This window comes from Pseudomonas sp. GM79, from assembly GCF_000282495.1.
Lineage (GTDB): Bacteria > Pseudomonadota > Gammaproteobacteria > Pseudomonadales > Pseudomonadaceae > Aquipseudomonas.
In genome coordinates this window covers 40,353-54,456 of sequence record NZ_AKJE01000112.1, presented here as the reverse complement: position 1 = coordinate 54,456, position 14,104 = coordinate 40,353, and the positions used below count along the sequence as shown (strand labels likewise).

The window sequence follows — 14,104 nt, the reverse complement described above, 5'->3', positions numbered from 1 at the left end:
GAGCAGCATGACCCACAAGGGAAGAGAGAATCACCATGCTCGAAAGTTGTCAGAATGCTCAGGAACGTTGGGGTGGAGTGCATCTGCTGATCGATCGCTGGTTGCAGGAGCGTCACGAACTGGTTCGGGCCTATGACGCTCTCGGCGCCAAGCCCGAAGCTTTGGGCGAGAACCGAAAACCGTTGCAGGAATTCTGCGGTGTGCTGGTCGACTACGTGTCTGCCGGGCATTTCGAGATCTACGAACAGCTGACGGGCGAAGCCAAGGCGTTCGGTGATACTCGTGGTCTGGAGTTGGCCGAGACAATTTACCCGCGCATTGACGTCATCACCGAGAAGCTGCTGGCGTTCAACGACCTGTGTGATGCCGGCAAGTGTGTCGCGGAGAAATTCAAGGAGCTGGGTGGCTTGTTGCACGAACGCTTCGAACTGGAAGATTGCCTGATCGAAGTGCTGCACACTGCTCACAAGGAAGAGGATTCGGTTCAAGCCTGAACCTTATCCGGCAACACCCTCAAAACGGTGCGCAAATGCGCGCCGTTTTTCGTTTCCGGTTTTCAGCTTTTAGCACCGCGCAATTCGACCTCGAATACCAGCGGCGTGAATGGCGCAATCAGGTCGCCGGCACCGTCGGCACCATAGGCTTGGGCCGATGGAATCACCAGGCGCCATGTCGCGCCGACCGGCATGTTTTGCAGCGCACTGCGCCAGCCTGTGATTACGCTATCAAGACTGAACCATTGCGGTTGGCTGTTCTGGTCGAACACTGAACCGTCAGGCAGGCGTCCGATATACAGCACCTGGACCTTGCCATTCGGACCGGCCTTGGCACCGGTGCCCGGTGCCAACTCTGTCAGCAGTATTCCATCGGCCAGTTCGCGAACGCCGGGCTTGGCTTTTTCCTCGGCTAGAAAGCGTCGCTCGTTTTCCAATGCCAATTCGCTTTGCGGTACAGGCGACTGCATGGCAATCCGGGCTTCATGCTCAGCCAGAATCTGTTCGATCCGCTCATCTTTCAGTGCCAGCGGCTTGCCTTGATAGGCTTGTTGCAAACCTTCGAGCAGGGCCTGAAGTTGCAGGTCCGGAACTTCCTGGCGCAAGCGTTCGCCAAGGCTTGCGCCCAAGCTGTAAGCGAGATCGTGAGTGTCATTTGCGGCGGTTTTTTCGGCGGCTTGCGCCACAGAAAAAACCACGCACAACGATAAAAAAAGGTAGCGCGACATGGGCACTCTCCGACCTGAGATGCGCAGGATTATGCCAGTGTGAATGCGTTCAAAGGTGAACTGGTTTTGCGCAAGCACAGAACATTTTTACTTCGTTGCAACGTAGTGCTTTCGATACTGTCAACATGCCCTAGCGGCGGTTGCAGCAGAGGTCTAGTATGAGCCGCATTCACGTCAGCCAGGAGGTAAACCATGTCGGCCACCAAGAAGCCAGTAAATACTCCGTTGCACTTACTCCAACAACTCTCGGGCAGCCTGCTCGAGCATTTGGAAAACGCTTGTTCCCAAGCCTTGGCTGATGCTGAAAAACTGCTCGCCAAACTGGAGAAGCAGCGCGGAAAAGCGCAAGAGAAATTGCACAAGTCCCGTACCAAATTGCAGGACGCTGCGGCGGCCGGCAAGGCCAAGGCACAAGCCAAGGCCAAAGATGCGGTGAAAGAACTTGAGGACTTGCTCGATGCCCTCAAGGATCGTCAATCCGAAACGCGCAGCTACATTCTGCAACTCAAGCGCGATGCTCAAGAAAGCCTGAAACTGGCCCAGGGCGTCGGTCGTGTACAAGAGGCTGTCGGCAAGGCGTTGTCCCTGCGTTCGGCCAAGCCTGCCGCGGCTCCTGCCAAGAAAGCCGCTGCCAAACCGGCTGCTGCAAAAGCATCGGCCAAGCCTGCTGCCAAACCGGCTGCCAAAGCACCGGTGAAAGCCGCAGCAAAACCTGCCGCTAAACCTGCGGCGAAAAAAACAGTCGCTGCAAGCGCTGCCAAACCGGCTGCCAAACCTGCCGCCAAGCCAGCCGCTGCCAAAACAGCTGCCGCTAAACCGGCTGCCAGAACCGCTGCTGCTAAACCCGCGGTGGCGAAAACTGCAGCGGCGAAAGCAGCTGCCAAACCGGCCGCAAAACCAGCTGCAAAAACTGCCGCTGCGAAACCTGCTGCCAAGCCAGCCGCGAAATCAGTCGCGACTAAAACTGCTGCCAAGCCAGCTGCAAAAGCTGCAGCCAAACCGGCTGCCAAAACTGCTGCTGCAAAACCTGCTGCAGCCAAGCCAGCTACTGCTGCAAAACCTGCTGCAGCCAAGCCAGCTACTGCTGCAAAACCTGCTGCAGCCAAGCCAGCTACTGCTGCAAAACCTGCCGCAGCGAAACCAGCAGCCAAACCTGCCGCTACCAAACCGGCTGCAAAACCAGCGGTGAAAAAACCGGTTGCCGCCAAGCCGGCCGCCGCGCCAGTTGCCAAGCCAGCCAACCCGGCTCCGGCAGCAACGTCTGCCTTAGCAGCAGCCACCTCGACAGCCACGCCAGCGCCAACGCCGGCCGCCGCATCGATCGCAGCAACCACCCCAACCAGCGCTTCCTAAGTGCCGGTTGCCGCGACGCGCAGCTGATGCAGCGCGTCGCGGTCCAGGTTGGCGGCACCCGCCGCCACACCTTCGAGCCAGGCCGTTCGTTCGGTCTCCTCATACTGCGGCCAACTCTGTGCCAATCGTTCCAGCCGTGACAGCAGATGTCGTTCGGCTTCCATCTCCAGTGACTTTACCTGTTCGCGCAAATCATTCAGCCCGGCATCCTCGCTAGCGGCGGCTTTCCATTGCAGGCGCAAGGCGCGCAACGGTTGCACGACATCCGCGTCCCAAGGCCCGGCTACATCGCGAAGCAGCTGCAAGCGTTGTTTGTTGCAGGTAACTCCACGTTCTTCCAGCCACAACCCGCACAGCAGCAGGCACACATTCACGCCTGCCGACTGCAATTGCAGGCACGCACGTTCTACCCCGCGACGGGAGTAAGTGATAACGGAAAAGCTCCACAGGTCAGAGGACATAGTGCTACTCGCGCCAGTTGCGAGCGAAGCTGGTAGACTCCGCCGCCATTATGATTCGACTTCAGAACCTGACTTTACAGCGTGGCCCGCAACGTCTGCTAGAAGACGCCGAGCTGACCCTGCACGCCGGCCACAAAGCCGGCCTCATCGGTGCCAACGGCGCCGGCAAATCGAGCCTGTTCGCCTTGATTCGTGGCGAACTGCACCCGGACTCGGGTGACTGCTTCTTGCCGGCCGACTGGCGCATCGCCCACATGCGCCAGGAAATCGAGACACTCGAACGCCTGGCGGTCGACTACGTGCTCGATGGCGACCTGCGCCTGCGCGAGGTGCAACGCGACCTCGCCGCAGCCGAAGCGGCCCATGACGGTGCCGCTCAGGCCCGCCTGCACTCGGAACTCGACAGCGCCGACGGCTACACCGCCGACGCACGGGCTCGAAAGCTGCTGGCCGGCCTTGGGTTCACCAATGAGCAGATGGATCGGCAAGTAGGAGACTTCTCCGGTGGCTGGCGGATGCGTCTGAATCTGGCGCAGGCTTTGATGTGCCCTTCGGACCTGTTGCTACTCGACGAACCGACCAACCACTTGGACCTCGACGCCATCATCTGGCTCGAAGAGTGGCTTAAAAGCTACCCTGGCACCTTGCTGCTGATTTCCCACGACCGGGACTTCCTCGATGCCGTGGTCGATCACGTAGCCCACGTCGATCAACGCAAGATCACCCTGTATCGCGGTGGTTACAGCGCTTTCGAACGCGCCCGTGCCGAACGTCTGGCCCAGCAGCAACAGGCCTACGAGAAGCAACAGGCGCAACGTGCGCACATGGAAAGCTACATCGCCCGCTTCAAGGCCCAGGCCACCAAGGCCCGTCAGGCCCAGAGCCGGATCAAGGCACTGGAGCGGATGGAAGAGCTGTCCGCCGCCCACGTCGATTCGCCGTTCGACTTCGTCTTCCGCGAGTCGACGAAAATTTCCAGCCCGCTGATCGACCTGTCGGATGCTCGACTGGGTTACGGCGACAAAGCCGTGCTGGAGAAGGTCAAGCTGCAACTGACCCCCGGCGCGCGGATCGGTTTGCTCGGCCCGAACGGCGCGGGTAAATCGACCCTGATCAAAAACCTCGCCGGTGAACTCTCGCCGTTGGCCGGTCGCCTGACACGCGGTGAAAACACCGTCGTTGGCTACTTCGCCCAGCATCAGCTGGATTCTCTCGACTCCAAAGCCAGCCCGTTGCTGCACTTGCAGCGCCTGGCGCCGACCGAGCGTGAGCAGACCCTGCGCGACTTCCTCGGAGGGTTCGACTTCCGCGGCGCGCGTATCGATGAGCCGGTACTGAATTTCTCCGGCGGTGAGAAAGCGCGTCTGGCCCTGGCATTGATCGCTTGGGATCGACCGAACCTGTTGCTGCTCGACGAACCGACCAACCACCTGGACCTGGAAATGCGTCTGGCGCTGACCATGGCACTGCAGGAATTCAGTGGCGCGGTACTGGTGGTCTCACACGATCGCCATCTGCTCAAAAGCACTACTGACAATTTCTATCTGGTGGCCGACGGCAAGGTCGAGGAGTTCGACGGCGACCTGGAAGACTACGCCCGTTGGCTGGTCGAATACCGTCAACGCAATGCCCCGGTCAGCAATACCCCGGTCAATCCGGACAAGACCGACAAGAAGGCCCAGCGCCAGGCCGCTGCTGCATTGCGTCAGCAGTTGGCACCACACAAGCGCGAGGCCGACAAGCTTGAAGCCGAGCTGGGCAAGCTGCACGAGAAGCTGGCAAAGATCGATACCAGCCTTGGCGACAGCGACATTTACGAGCCGATGCGCAAGAACGATTTGCGTGATCTGCTGGCTGAACAAGCCAAGCTGAAGGTGCGTGAAGCCGAATTGGAAGAAGCCTGGATGGAAGCGCTGGAACTGCTGGAAAGCATGCAGGCGGAGCTGGAGGCACTGTCCTGATGGAAGCCTTCAAGCTGCCGTTGCCGGCTGGGTGGGGGGAGCCGCTCTGGCTGGTCGTGCAAATTCTGCTGATCCTGCTGGCCGGTTATATCGCCCAGCGCGTCGTCGCTAAATGCCTGACTCGCCTGGGCGAACGCTATCCGTTTCCGCCGCAGTTTTTCATGCCGCTGCGCGGTGGTTTGCGCTGGCTGATCATGGGCAGTGCGTTGATCTTTGTGCTGGAACGCCTTGGCGTGTCGGCCACGGTGCTCTGGACGGCGTTGTCCGGTTTCGTTGCGGTGGCCGCCGTGGCGTTTTTCGCCATGTGGAGCGTGCTGTCCAACCTGCTATGCGCAATTCTGATCTTCACCGTCGGCCCGTTCCGCATCGGCGATGTGGTCGAATTGGTGGATACCACCGACAAGCCCGGCGTCAAAGGTCGGGTGGTGGCGATCAATCTGCTCTACACCACGCTGATCGAAGCCGAAGAACTCGGCACCGGCAGTGCCATGGTGCAAGTGCCCAATAGCCTGTTCTTCCAGCGCTCGGTTCGACGCTGGCGTGGGACGGATGTGTTTCCGTCCAATGGGTTTGAAAAATAGGCTTTGAATTTCTGCATCGATGTCGCCTGATACACCGCTTTCGCAAGCAAGCCCGCTCCCACACTAGATTGATGTGAATCACAAATTTTGTGTCCACTGAAGATCCCATGTGGGAGCGGGCTTGCTCGCGAAGGGGGCCTCAAGCCGCAAACGCTGGTCGGCAGTCGCCATGTCCTGCAAAAAATCGGTAGTCATCGGCCCAAAGGCGCATTAGCTTAGACGTCTGTCACGAGTCTGAGTCGAGGTGTGCGATGCTGCTTCAAACATGGCTGGCGTTTTTTGCCGCCTGCTGGGTGATCAGTCTTTCTCCCGGTGCCGGCGCCATTGCGTCGATGTCCAGCGGTCTGCGCTACGGTTTCTGGCGCGGTTACTGGAACGCCCTGGGCCTGCAACTGGGCCTGGCCTTGCAGATCGCGATTGTCGCTGCCGGTGTGGGTGCGATCCTCGCGGCCTCCGCCACGGCTTTCTATGCGATCAAATGGTTTGGCGTGGCATACCTGGTCTACCTCGCGGTCAAGCAATGGCGCGCGCTGCCCAATGACATGAGCGACGATGCGGCCATCCGGCAGATCGGCAAGCCGATGGCGCTGGTGTTCCGTGGCTTTCTGGTGAACGTCAGCAACCCCAAGGCCTTGGTGTTCATGCTCGCGGTGCTGCCGCAATTCATCGACCCCCACGCGCCGCTGGTGGCCCAGTACCTGATCCTCGGCGTGACCATGATCTGCGTCGACCTGATCGTCATGGCCGGCTACACCGGGCTGGCGGCGAAGGTGCTGCGTTTGTTGCGCACACCCAAGCAGCAAAAACGCATGAACCGCACGTTTGCCGGGCTGTTCATCGGCGCGGCGGCGTTCATGGCGACCCTGCGCAAAGCGGCGGTGTAAACCTTCAGGCACAAAAAAATGCGACCCTTGCAGGTCGCCTTTTTCATTTGTGGCGAGGGAGCTTGCTCCCGCTCGGCTGCGCAGCAGTCGTAAAACCGGCTGATACGGGTTGCCTGACTGCTGGGGGCCGCTTCGCGGCCCAACGGGAGCAAGCTCCCTCGCCACAAAGCCCCCTCGCCACAGGGTGGCTGACCTGAATATCAGTGCAGAATCACCGGCGCCGTATCCTGCGGCAGGTTATTGCGCAGCGGCGCTTGCCCCGGCTGCTCGTAACCACCGCCACCGAGCTGTTGGCTCAATTGCGCAGCCACATCCTCACCCAGCGCCTTGGACACATCACGTACCACCCGTGGGCGGTTCAGCGAAATCCTGATGTCCCGACCATTCACCAGTTTGGTGTCCTGACCTTCGCCCATCGCCGTGAAGGCCGAGGTGATCTCAAAGGTCTTGGTGTTTATCAGGCTGAAGTCCGCCACCAGCGTCAGCCCCAGCACCGCCGAATAGCTGTCGGTGTTGGCCAGCTCGTTCATGTCGCGGGTGAAGTCGATGTCTGACACGGTGCCGAACAGCACGTAGTCGGCACCTTTGAAGCTGCCGGCCTTGATCCGCTTGATCACGTCATACACGTCACCTTTGGACGATGCTGTGTAAGGCGTGCCCTGCACCAGCTGGAACATGCCGGTGCGCAGAATCTCGCCCTTGATGTCGCCGGTGAATTTACGCAGCTCGCCTTGCTCGATGTAGCTGCTGGTCGCTTCGATCTCGTTGTAACTCGAAGAGCCGCTGGCGCCGTAGTAACTCTGGCTGTGGTTGCTCTGTGCCGAAACGATGTGGATGTATTGCTCCACTCGCTCCTGATACGCCAGATCCGTCACCGCGACTTTCGGGGCCGCTTGCACGCTGAACGCGCAAGCCAGGGCCATCATGCCAATCCATGCGCGCATCGATTAACGCTCCGTGGTTTTGCGGATCTCTTTTTCGTCCATCCACTCGGCCAGACCGCTTTCAACGTCGATCAATTGCAGGCTGAATTTGTAGAAGACGTCCTTGTAGTCGCTGCTGCGCTTGACGATCGAGCTGATCGAACCTTCGATGCGATATTGGGCAGCGATCATGTTGCCAGTCTTGGCCACGGTGCTTTTCTTGTACAAACCGCTCTGGTTTTGCAGCTTGAGCTGGTCAACCTGGCTTTGCATGGCGGTGTTGTCGCTGGCGAAGCGGGCGACGCCGGTCTTCATCAGTTGGGTCTTGATGCTGGTGGTGATTTCGCGGGTATCGATGTACTCGCTGGTCTTGTTCTTCACGTCGTAGACCTGAACCACCGGACGGCCTTGCAGGATGCCGGACTGGGCCAGGGAGCGGGTCATGGATTCGGCGATCATCTGAAGGTCGGTGGAACCGAACTCGTTGGTCACGGTTTCCACGGCCTTGGTGTCACCGTAGCTGATGTTTTTGCTGCCCAGCGTTGGCGAAGTGTTGGCGCAACCGCTGGCCAGGAGGGCAATGACGGCGATGAACGAAAAGCGTGCAAACATGGGAATGCTCTCTAAAACTGAACGAATAGGGTGTCGGGCTTAAGGCGTTTTGATTTCGAGACGGAAATCCACGGCTTTGGCGGTTGGCGCAATCGCCTGAATGAAACTGGTCTGCTCGCCGTACATCATCTGGCTTTTCCAGGTTTCCTCTTCGGCAACCGGGAAGCCTTCAGGGCCGAGCCAGGCAAAACGGTAGTAGAAGGTCTTGTTGTTGTAGCTGGTGTTGCTCAGCTGCGCATTGACCGTCATGAAGCCGTTTTCCCGGGCCACGCGCATGGCGCCGACCACGATGTTCTTGAGCTTGCCCATGGCCACGACCTTGCTGGCAGCGCTGCCTGGCTCCGGCGGTGGCGGGGTGGCGCAGCCGGCCAGCAAGGCGAGGGCGACGACAGCGATGAATTTGAAGCGCATGCAAAGACTCCGTTCTTAAGGTTGTTTGAGGCTGGCCACGGCGGTCGCGTTGGCGCTCGGGATCACGTGTGCGGCCAGGCCGTTGGCGAATACTTGATTGCCCACGGCGCGCAGGGTGATGACCTGAAAGCGCTGATCAACGATGACCTTGACCACCGAGCCGCCCACGGCGCTTGGCAACGTGACGTGGTGCTCGCCTTTCTTTAAGCGCAGACGTACCACCTGAGTGTTGTCCGGCAGCGTACGCCATGTACGAGTATCGGCACCTTCGAGCACGGCTGAAGTGATGCCGACTGCAAGACCCGCCAGCGGGTTGGTTTCGTTGATTTGCTTCTGTGCCACACCCCGGGTGATCGCCCGCACGGTGGTGCGCAGGATGATGCCCGGCATGTCATCACGCAGCGCGCGACGGGACATGGCAGTGGTGCTGTTGAGTTGGGTCAGGTTCAGCTGCTGACCGTCCACGCCGATCTGGGCAAAGGTGGCGGTTGAGGTATCGGGCTTGATGATCGGGAACGACAGCGGCGTGATCACCACGTTGTTGCTGATCGGCAACGGCAGCGGAATGCGGATCGAGTCGCGGGACGGTGCGAGACCGCTTTGCACCACGATCAGGATGTCGCTGTCATCGCTCTTGGCCGGTTTGTCGAGGTTCACCAGTGCCTGTTCCAGCAGCGGCGTGTTCGGGCGCAGTTCGACGGCCTTGCGATAACCCGGCGCCGCCAGATCTTTCTCGCCCAGGGCTTCATAAACGAAGCCTGCCAGGTAATGGCTGAACGCACTCTGGTAGCTGTTTTTCAGGCTGACCACTTCCGGCGCGTCGAGGCTCGCCACCGGGTAACCCTGAAGATCCTTGTACTGGGTTTTGACGCCTTCTTTCTCGGCTTGCTCTTCGCTCTTGAGGTATTCCTTGTCACGCAGGTCGGCGATCACCGCTTCACGTTCGTGAGTCTTCTTGATCGCGGTGCGCGCGCCGTCGAAGTCGTTCACCGCCAGCAGGTTGAGGGCCATCTGCGTGGTCAGCATGACTTTTTCGTAGTCGTAGCCTTCGTAGCGACGAACCTTGTCGTTGACCAGGAAGCTGCCGAACTGAGCCAGGTATTTGTCGGTGTCGAGCTTGACTGCGTCTTCCCACTTGCCCACCACCTGATCGGCGCTGGTCCAGGCGTTCTGGCTGCCGGACAAGTCGCCCTTGGCGCGCAGCAGTTCGCCCTTCTCGAAGTAATAGAGCAGGTCTTTGTCTTTGCCGGTGTTGTTCTTTTCCAGCAGGGTCAAGGCGGCTTCGACGTTGCCGGAGGCCAGTTGCTGGTTGGTTTGTGCAAGTTCCGAATCGTAGTTACGAAAGGCCGAGCAGCCGGAAAGCAATGTGACAGCGCTGAGCGCGATCAAGGCGGGGGCACGGAATGCCATAAGGGGTACGTCTTCCCTGAATATATGCAGCCGCGTGCTGGTCGGGCTGTTGGGACCTATCGGCAGGGCTGTTGGCCTCCTGCCAATTCCTCATAAAAAGAGGAGCTTAAATGCCATATCGCAATAACGACGGCGTGGCATTATAGACAGGGATACTGGCTATGTAATGGCTTTTTAATTACATGCTTTCACAAATGTGCCATTACTTATTTCAGACCGGATACCACACTACTTTCAGGCGCAACGGCAGGTTCGAAAGCCACTCCGTTGCTGTAAACCCGCTCGCCCAGCGCTCGCAGGCCTATGACCTGATGGTCCTGCTCGATGCGGACTTTCAGGGGCGCGGCGCCCGGCGTGTTGGGCAGGCTGATCAGGTGCTCGCCTTTTTTCAGGCGCAGGCGCGCCACCAGAGTGATGTTGGACAACGTGCGCCAGGTTCGGGTGTCCGCGTGCTCAAAGCCATCGTGCTGCGTCACGTAAGAGGCTTTGCTCGGGTCGCGTCGGTTGTCTGTAGCCTGAACAGAAGCAGCCAGGTAGGCGCGATGCGCGGTGCGCTGAATGATGCCCGGCATATCGTCGCGCAGCGTGCGCAAAGACATGTCGGTGATGCTGTTAACAAGGGTCAGTTGCTGTTTGCGACCGTCGATCGTCATCTGCGTGAACGCCGGGGTCGACGTGTCGGGAACCATCACCGGAAACGACACGTTGGCGACGATCACCTGATTGTCTTCCAGGCGCACCGGGTAGGGGACACGAACCGAGCTGCGCGCCGGCGCCAGGCCGCTTTGCACGATGACTAGCACATCACTTTCATTTGCCTTGGCTGCGGGTTTGTCGAGTTCGCGCAATGCCTGCTCGAAGAAGGGCAGGTCGGGTCGCAACTCGATGGCCTGGCGATAACCCGGGGCGGCAAGATCACGCTCACCCAGCGCTTCATACGTAAACCCGGCCAGGTAGTGACTGAATGCACTCTGATAGCCGTTTTTCAGCGCGATCACGGCGGGCGCATCGAGGGTCATCACGGGATAGCCCTGGAGATCCTTGTAGTGCACGCGAACGCCCTGAGCCTTGGCTTCTTCTTCAAGTCGCTCGTATTCCTTTTCCCGCTGACGGGCAATCAGTGCTTCACGTTCGTGGGTTTTCTTGATGTCGGCGCGAGCACCGTCGAAGTCATTCACGGCCAACTGGTTCAGGGCCATTTGCGTGGTCAGCATGACTTTTTCGTAGTCGTAGCCATCGTAGCGCCGCAGTTTGTCATTGATGATGCTGCCCCAATGATCGCCCATCGCGGACAAGAGCTGTGTGCCAGCAGACTCGACGGTGTCCTGGCGCTGGATCACCATTTGCTCTGCACTGCGCCAGGCAACCTGGCTTTGCGGCAGTGCACCACCGGCACTCAGGACTGCACCTTTTTCGAAGTAGTAGAGCAGATCCCGTTCTTCTGACGGATTGTGCAGCTCCAGCAGTTGGAGAGCGCCCTGCGGATTTCCGGCTTTCAACTGGGCGGTCGTTTGCTCCAGTTCCAGGTCGTAGTCGCGATAGGCGGCGCAACCAGTCAGTTGCAGGGCAAGGCTTAACAGCAGTGAGAAAAACAGGTTTGAACGCATGGACACGTTGATTCTTCCCTGAACGAAACCGGCGTAGATGGCAATTGGCCGCTGAATTTATACGCAGCTACGCAGGAAATACCAACAAAGCTTGAGTGAAACTCATTGGGAGTGAACAATGTGTTACTTCGTATTTCCATTTGAGATTTATTCATGATTGCCTCCTCTCGTTTTCTGGCGTGGCTCGTGCTGCCGGTGATCGCGTTCTGCAGCTTCAATGCGCTGGCCGAAACCGCGGAAGGTGCGCCCAAGGCCCTGCATTTGCTCGATTACATTGGCGCCGATTACCCAGCGACGGTCGAGGCGGGCAAGGTCATCGATGAGTCTGAATACCGCGAACAGCAGGAATTCCTCAAGGTGCTACAAGGTTTGATCGCCGATTTGCCGGCCAAACCCGAACGCGCAGAGCTGGAGCAGGGCGTCGGCAGCCTTGGCGCTGCCATCGCCGCTCGCAAGGACGGCGCGGATGTTGCCCGTCAGGCGCGGCAGCTGGGGGCAAAACTGGCGGTGACCTATGAGGTCAGCCAAGCCCCGGTTATCACTCCAGACCCGACTCGCGGCGCGCCGCTGTATACCCAGCAATGCTCGGTGTGCCATGGCGATGCGGGGGCCGGTGACGGTCCGGCGGGTGTCGGCATGACGCCACCGCCGGCCAATCTGCGTGATGCCGTGCGACTGGACCGTCTGAGCCTCTATGCGATCTACAACACGCTGGGCATGGGCGTTGAAGGCACCGACATGCCGGCTTTCGCCGATCAGTTGGATGATCGTCAACGTTGGGACCTGGCGACCTATATCGCCAGCTTCAGCGCCGATCCGGCTGCGGCCAAATCCGAGAAAACCTACAACATCGCCGACCTGGCACGTCAGACGCCAGCCGAAGTGCAGGCCGCTGAAGGTCCGCAAGCGGCCGCTACCTTCCGTGCACAACGGGCGCAACCGCCGCAGGTCAAGCGTGGTCCGGGGCAGTTGCTTGATTACACGGCGGCCACCCTGGACAAGAGCATCGCAGCCTACCGCGCCGGCGATCACGATCAGGCTTATGACTTGTCGGTAGCGGCGTACCTGGAAGGCTTCGAGCTGGTCGAAAGCTCGCTGGACAACGTCGACGCCAACGTGCGCAAAGACACCGAAAAATCCCTGATGGCGTACCGTCAGTCGTTGCAGGACGGCTTGCCGGTGGCCCAGGCCGAGCAGCGCCTGGATGCGGCCAAAGCCAAGTTGAAACAGTCCGCTGGCCTGCTGGGCAGTGATGGCTTGAGCTGGTCGCTGAGCTACATTTCCGGTCTGTTGATTCTGCTGCGTGAAGGTCTGGAAGCGATTCTGGTGCTCGCGGCGATCCTCGCATTCCTGCGCAATACCGGTCAGCAATCGGCGGTACGCAGCGTCAACATCGGTTGGGGCCTGGCACTGCTGGCCGGGCTGGCGACCTGGGCGGTTGCGGCTTATGTGATCGACGTCAGCGGCGCCCAGCGTGAACTGCTGGAAGGCGCGACGGCGTTGTTTGCCAGTGTCATGGTGCTCTGGCTCGGCGTGTGGATGCACGACCGTCGCCACGCAGCGGCATGGCAGGATTACATCAAGAGCAGCCTGGTGAGTGGTGGCGGGCGTTTCGGCTTTGCGATTCTGGCGTTCTTCTCGGTTTATCGCGAGCTGTTCGAAGTGATCCTGTTTTACGAAACCCTGTGGTTGCAGGCCGGGCCAGCAGGACACAACGCCGTAATGGCGGGCGGAGCGACAGCGCTGGTAATGCTGATTGGTCTGGCCTGGGTGATTCTGCGTGGCTCGGCGAAACTGCCGCTGGCGTTGTTCTTCGGCATCAATGCCGGTTTGTTGTGCGCATTGTCGGTGGTGTTTGCCGGCCATGGCGTGAAGGCGTTGCAGGAAGCCGGGATCTTCGGCACGCGGCCGGTGCCGTTCTTTGACTTCGACTGGCTGGGGATCCACGCTGATGCGTATTCCCTGAGTGCTCAGGCTGTGGCGATCATTGCGATCATTGTGTTGTATAGCCGTAGCCGGATGGCCGAGAAGCGGCGGGTGTCGGTTTCCTGAAGCATTCGCTACGCTCATAATCGCGGGCAAGCCCGCTCCCACAGGTTCAGCGCTAACCTTGTGGGAGCGGGCTTGCCCGCGATGCTTTTCAATAGAGGAAACACTATGCGCGTGTGGATCGATGCCGACGCTTGCCCTCGGGCAGCCAAGGATCTGGTGGTGAAGTTCGCCCTCAAGCGCCAGTTCGAAGTGGTGCTAGTGGCCGGCCAGCCGCAGATTAAACCGGGCCTCGCGCTGGTGAAGTTGATCGTAGTACCCAGCGGCCCGGATGCCGCCGACGATTACCTGGTGGAACACGCGGTGCCAGGTGAACTGGTGATTTGCAGCGATGTACCGCTGGCGGACCGGTTGGTGAAGAAAGGCGTCGCGGCGCTGGATCCACGGGGCAAGGAGTTCGATGCGCAGAACATGGGCGATCGACTGGCGGTGCGTAATCTGTTCACCGATCTGCGTGAGCAGGGCCAGATGAGCGGCGGACCGGCGCCGTTTGGCGAGCGCGAGAAGCAGGCATTCGCCAATGCGCTGGACCGGATACTTACGCGGTTGTCGCGCAAGTCTTGAGCCATGCATTGAACCTTGTGGGAGCGGGCTTGCTCGCGAAGGCGGTTTGACAGTCGACATCAAAGT

Annotated in this window: 14 protein-coding genes; 7 read left to right on the top strand and 7 right to left on the bottom strand. The window is 59.7% G+C overall.

Annotated features, from left to right (window positions below; genetic code table 11):
* The first annotated feature begins 35 nt into the window (after nt 1-35).
* Nucleotides 36-494, top strand: coding sequence for an Rsd/AlgQ family anti-sigma factor (locus tag PMI36_RS01770; protein WP_007899333.1), 459 nt, complete (start codon nt 36-38; stop codon nt 492-494).
* A 62-nt stretch (nt 495-556) separates the two neighbouring features.
* Here the strand turns inward: PMI36_RS01770 and PMI36_RS01775 are convergent, their stop codons facing one another.
* The gene (locus PMI36_RS01775; RefSeq protein ID WP_008076096.1) at nt 557-1,222 is read right to left on the bottom strand and encodes an FKBP-type peptidyl-prolyl cis-trans isomerase; all 666 of its coding nucleotides are present in this window, start codon (nt 1,220-1,222) and stop codon (nt 557-559) included.
* A 192-nt stretch (nt 1,223-1,414) separates the two neighbouring features.
* On the opposite strand from PMI36_RS01775, the gene PMI36_RS31655 reads away from it, so the two are divergent.
* Nucleotides 1,415-2,575: an AlgP family protein gene (locus PMI36_RS31655; RefSeq protein ID WP_008076095.1), complete on the top strand. Its 1,161-nt coding sequence runs from the start codon at nt 1,415-1,417 to the stop codon at nt 2,573-2,575.
* Here PMI36_RS31655 and PMI36_RS01785 read toward each other — a convergent pair.
* Nucleotides 2,572-3,036, bottom strand: coding sequence for a TIGR02444 family protein (locus PMI36_RS01785; RefSeq protein WP_008076094.1), 465 nt, complete (start codon nt 3,034-3,036; stop codon nt 2,572-2,574). The genes PMI36_RS31655 and PMI36_RS01785 overlap by 4 nt on opposite strands.
* A gap of 50 nt (nt 3,037-3,086) precedes the next feature.
* On the opposite strand from PMI36_RS01785, the gene PMI36_RS01790 reads away from it, so the two are divergent.
* From PMI36_RS01790 to PMI36_RS01800, 3 genes are all read left to right on the top strand, one after another.
* Complete coding sequence (locus PMI36_RS01790) at nt 3,087-4,997, top strand: ATP-binding cassette domain-containing protein (protein WP_008076093.1); 1,911 nt, start codon at nt 3,087-3,089, stop codon at nt 4,995-4,997.
* Entirely contained in the window at nt 4,997-5,578 is a 582-nt protein-coding gene (locus PMI36_RS01795; protein WP_007899338.1) for a mechanosensitive ion channel family protein, read from the top strand. The genes PMI36_RS01790 and PMI36_RS01795 overlap by 1 nt, the downstream gene beginning before the upstream one ends.
* A gap of 251 nt (nt 5,579-5,829) precedes the next feature.
* The gene (locus PMI36_RS01800) at nt 5,830-6,462 is read left to right on the top strand and encodes a LysE family transporter (RefSeq protein WP_008076092.1); all 633 of its coding nucleotides are present in this window, start codon (nt 5,830-5,832) and stop codon (nt 6,460-6,462) included.
* A 200-nt stretch (nt 6,463-6,662) separates the two neighbouring features.
* On the opposite strand, the gene PMI36_RS01805 is transcribed toward PMI36_RS01800, so the two are convergent.
* The 5 genes from PMI36_RS01805 to PMI36_RS01825 form a co-directional block, all read right to left on the bottom strand.
* Nucleotides 6,663-7,406: a hypothetical protein gene (locus PMI36_RS01805; protein WP_008076090.1), complete on the bottom strand. Its 744-nt coding sequence runs from the start codon at nt 7,404-7,406 to the stop codon at nt 6,663-6,665.
* 3 nt (nt 7,407-7,409) lie between these two features.
* Entirely contained in the window at nt 7,410-7,997 is a 588-nt protein-coding gene (gene lpoB / locus PMI36_RS01810) for a penicillin-binding protein activator LpoB (RefSeq protein WP_007899345.1), read from the bottom strand.
* Nucleotides 7,998-8,036: 39 nt separating this feature from the next.
* Nucleotides 8,037-8,408 (bottom strand): YcfL family protein, encoded by a 372-nt coding sequence (locus PMI36_RS01815; protein WP_007899347.1) that lies wholly within the window; start codon nt 8,406-8,408, stop codon nt 8,037-8,039.
* Nucleotides 8,409-8,423: 15 nt separating this feature from the next.
* Nucleotides 8,424-9,818: a COG3014 family protein gene (locus PMI36_RS01820; protein ID WP_008076089.1), complete on the bottom strand. Its 1,395-nt coding sequence runs from the start codon at nt 9,816-9,818 to the stop codon at nt 8,424-8,426.
* A gap of 206 nt (nt 9,819-10,024) precedes the next feature.
* Nucleotides 10,025-11,425 (bottom strand): COG3014 family protein, encoded by a 1,401-nt coding sequence (locus tag PMI36_RS01825; protein WP_008076088.1) that lies wholly within the window; start codon nt 11,423-11,425, stop codon nt 10,025-10,027.
* Nucleotides 11,426-11,578: 153 nt separating this feature from the next.
* On the opposite strand from PMI36_RS01825, the gene PMI36_RS01830 reads away from it, so the two are divergent.
* Both PMI36_RS01830 and PMI36_RS01835 read left to right on the top strand, forming a co-directional pair.
* Nucleotides 11,579-13,477 carry an FTR1 family protein gene (locus tag PMI36_RS01830; RefSeq protein WP_008076087.1) on the top strand — a complete coding sequence of 633 codons (1,899 nt, stop codon included), beginning with the start codon at nt 11,579-11,581 and terminating at the stop codon, nt 13,475-13,477.
* 105 nt (nt 13,478-13,582) lie between these two features.
* The gene (locus PMI36_RS01835; protein WP_008076086.1) at nt 13,583-14,038 is read left to right on the top strand and encodes a YaiI/YqxD family protein; all 456 of its coding nucleotides are present in this window, start codon (nt 13,583-13,585) and stop codon (nt 14,036-14,038) included.
* Nucleotides 14,039-14,104 lie beyond the last annotated feature (66 nt).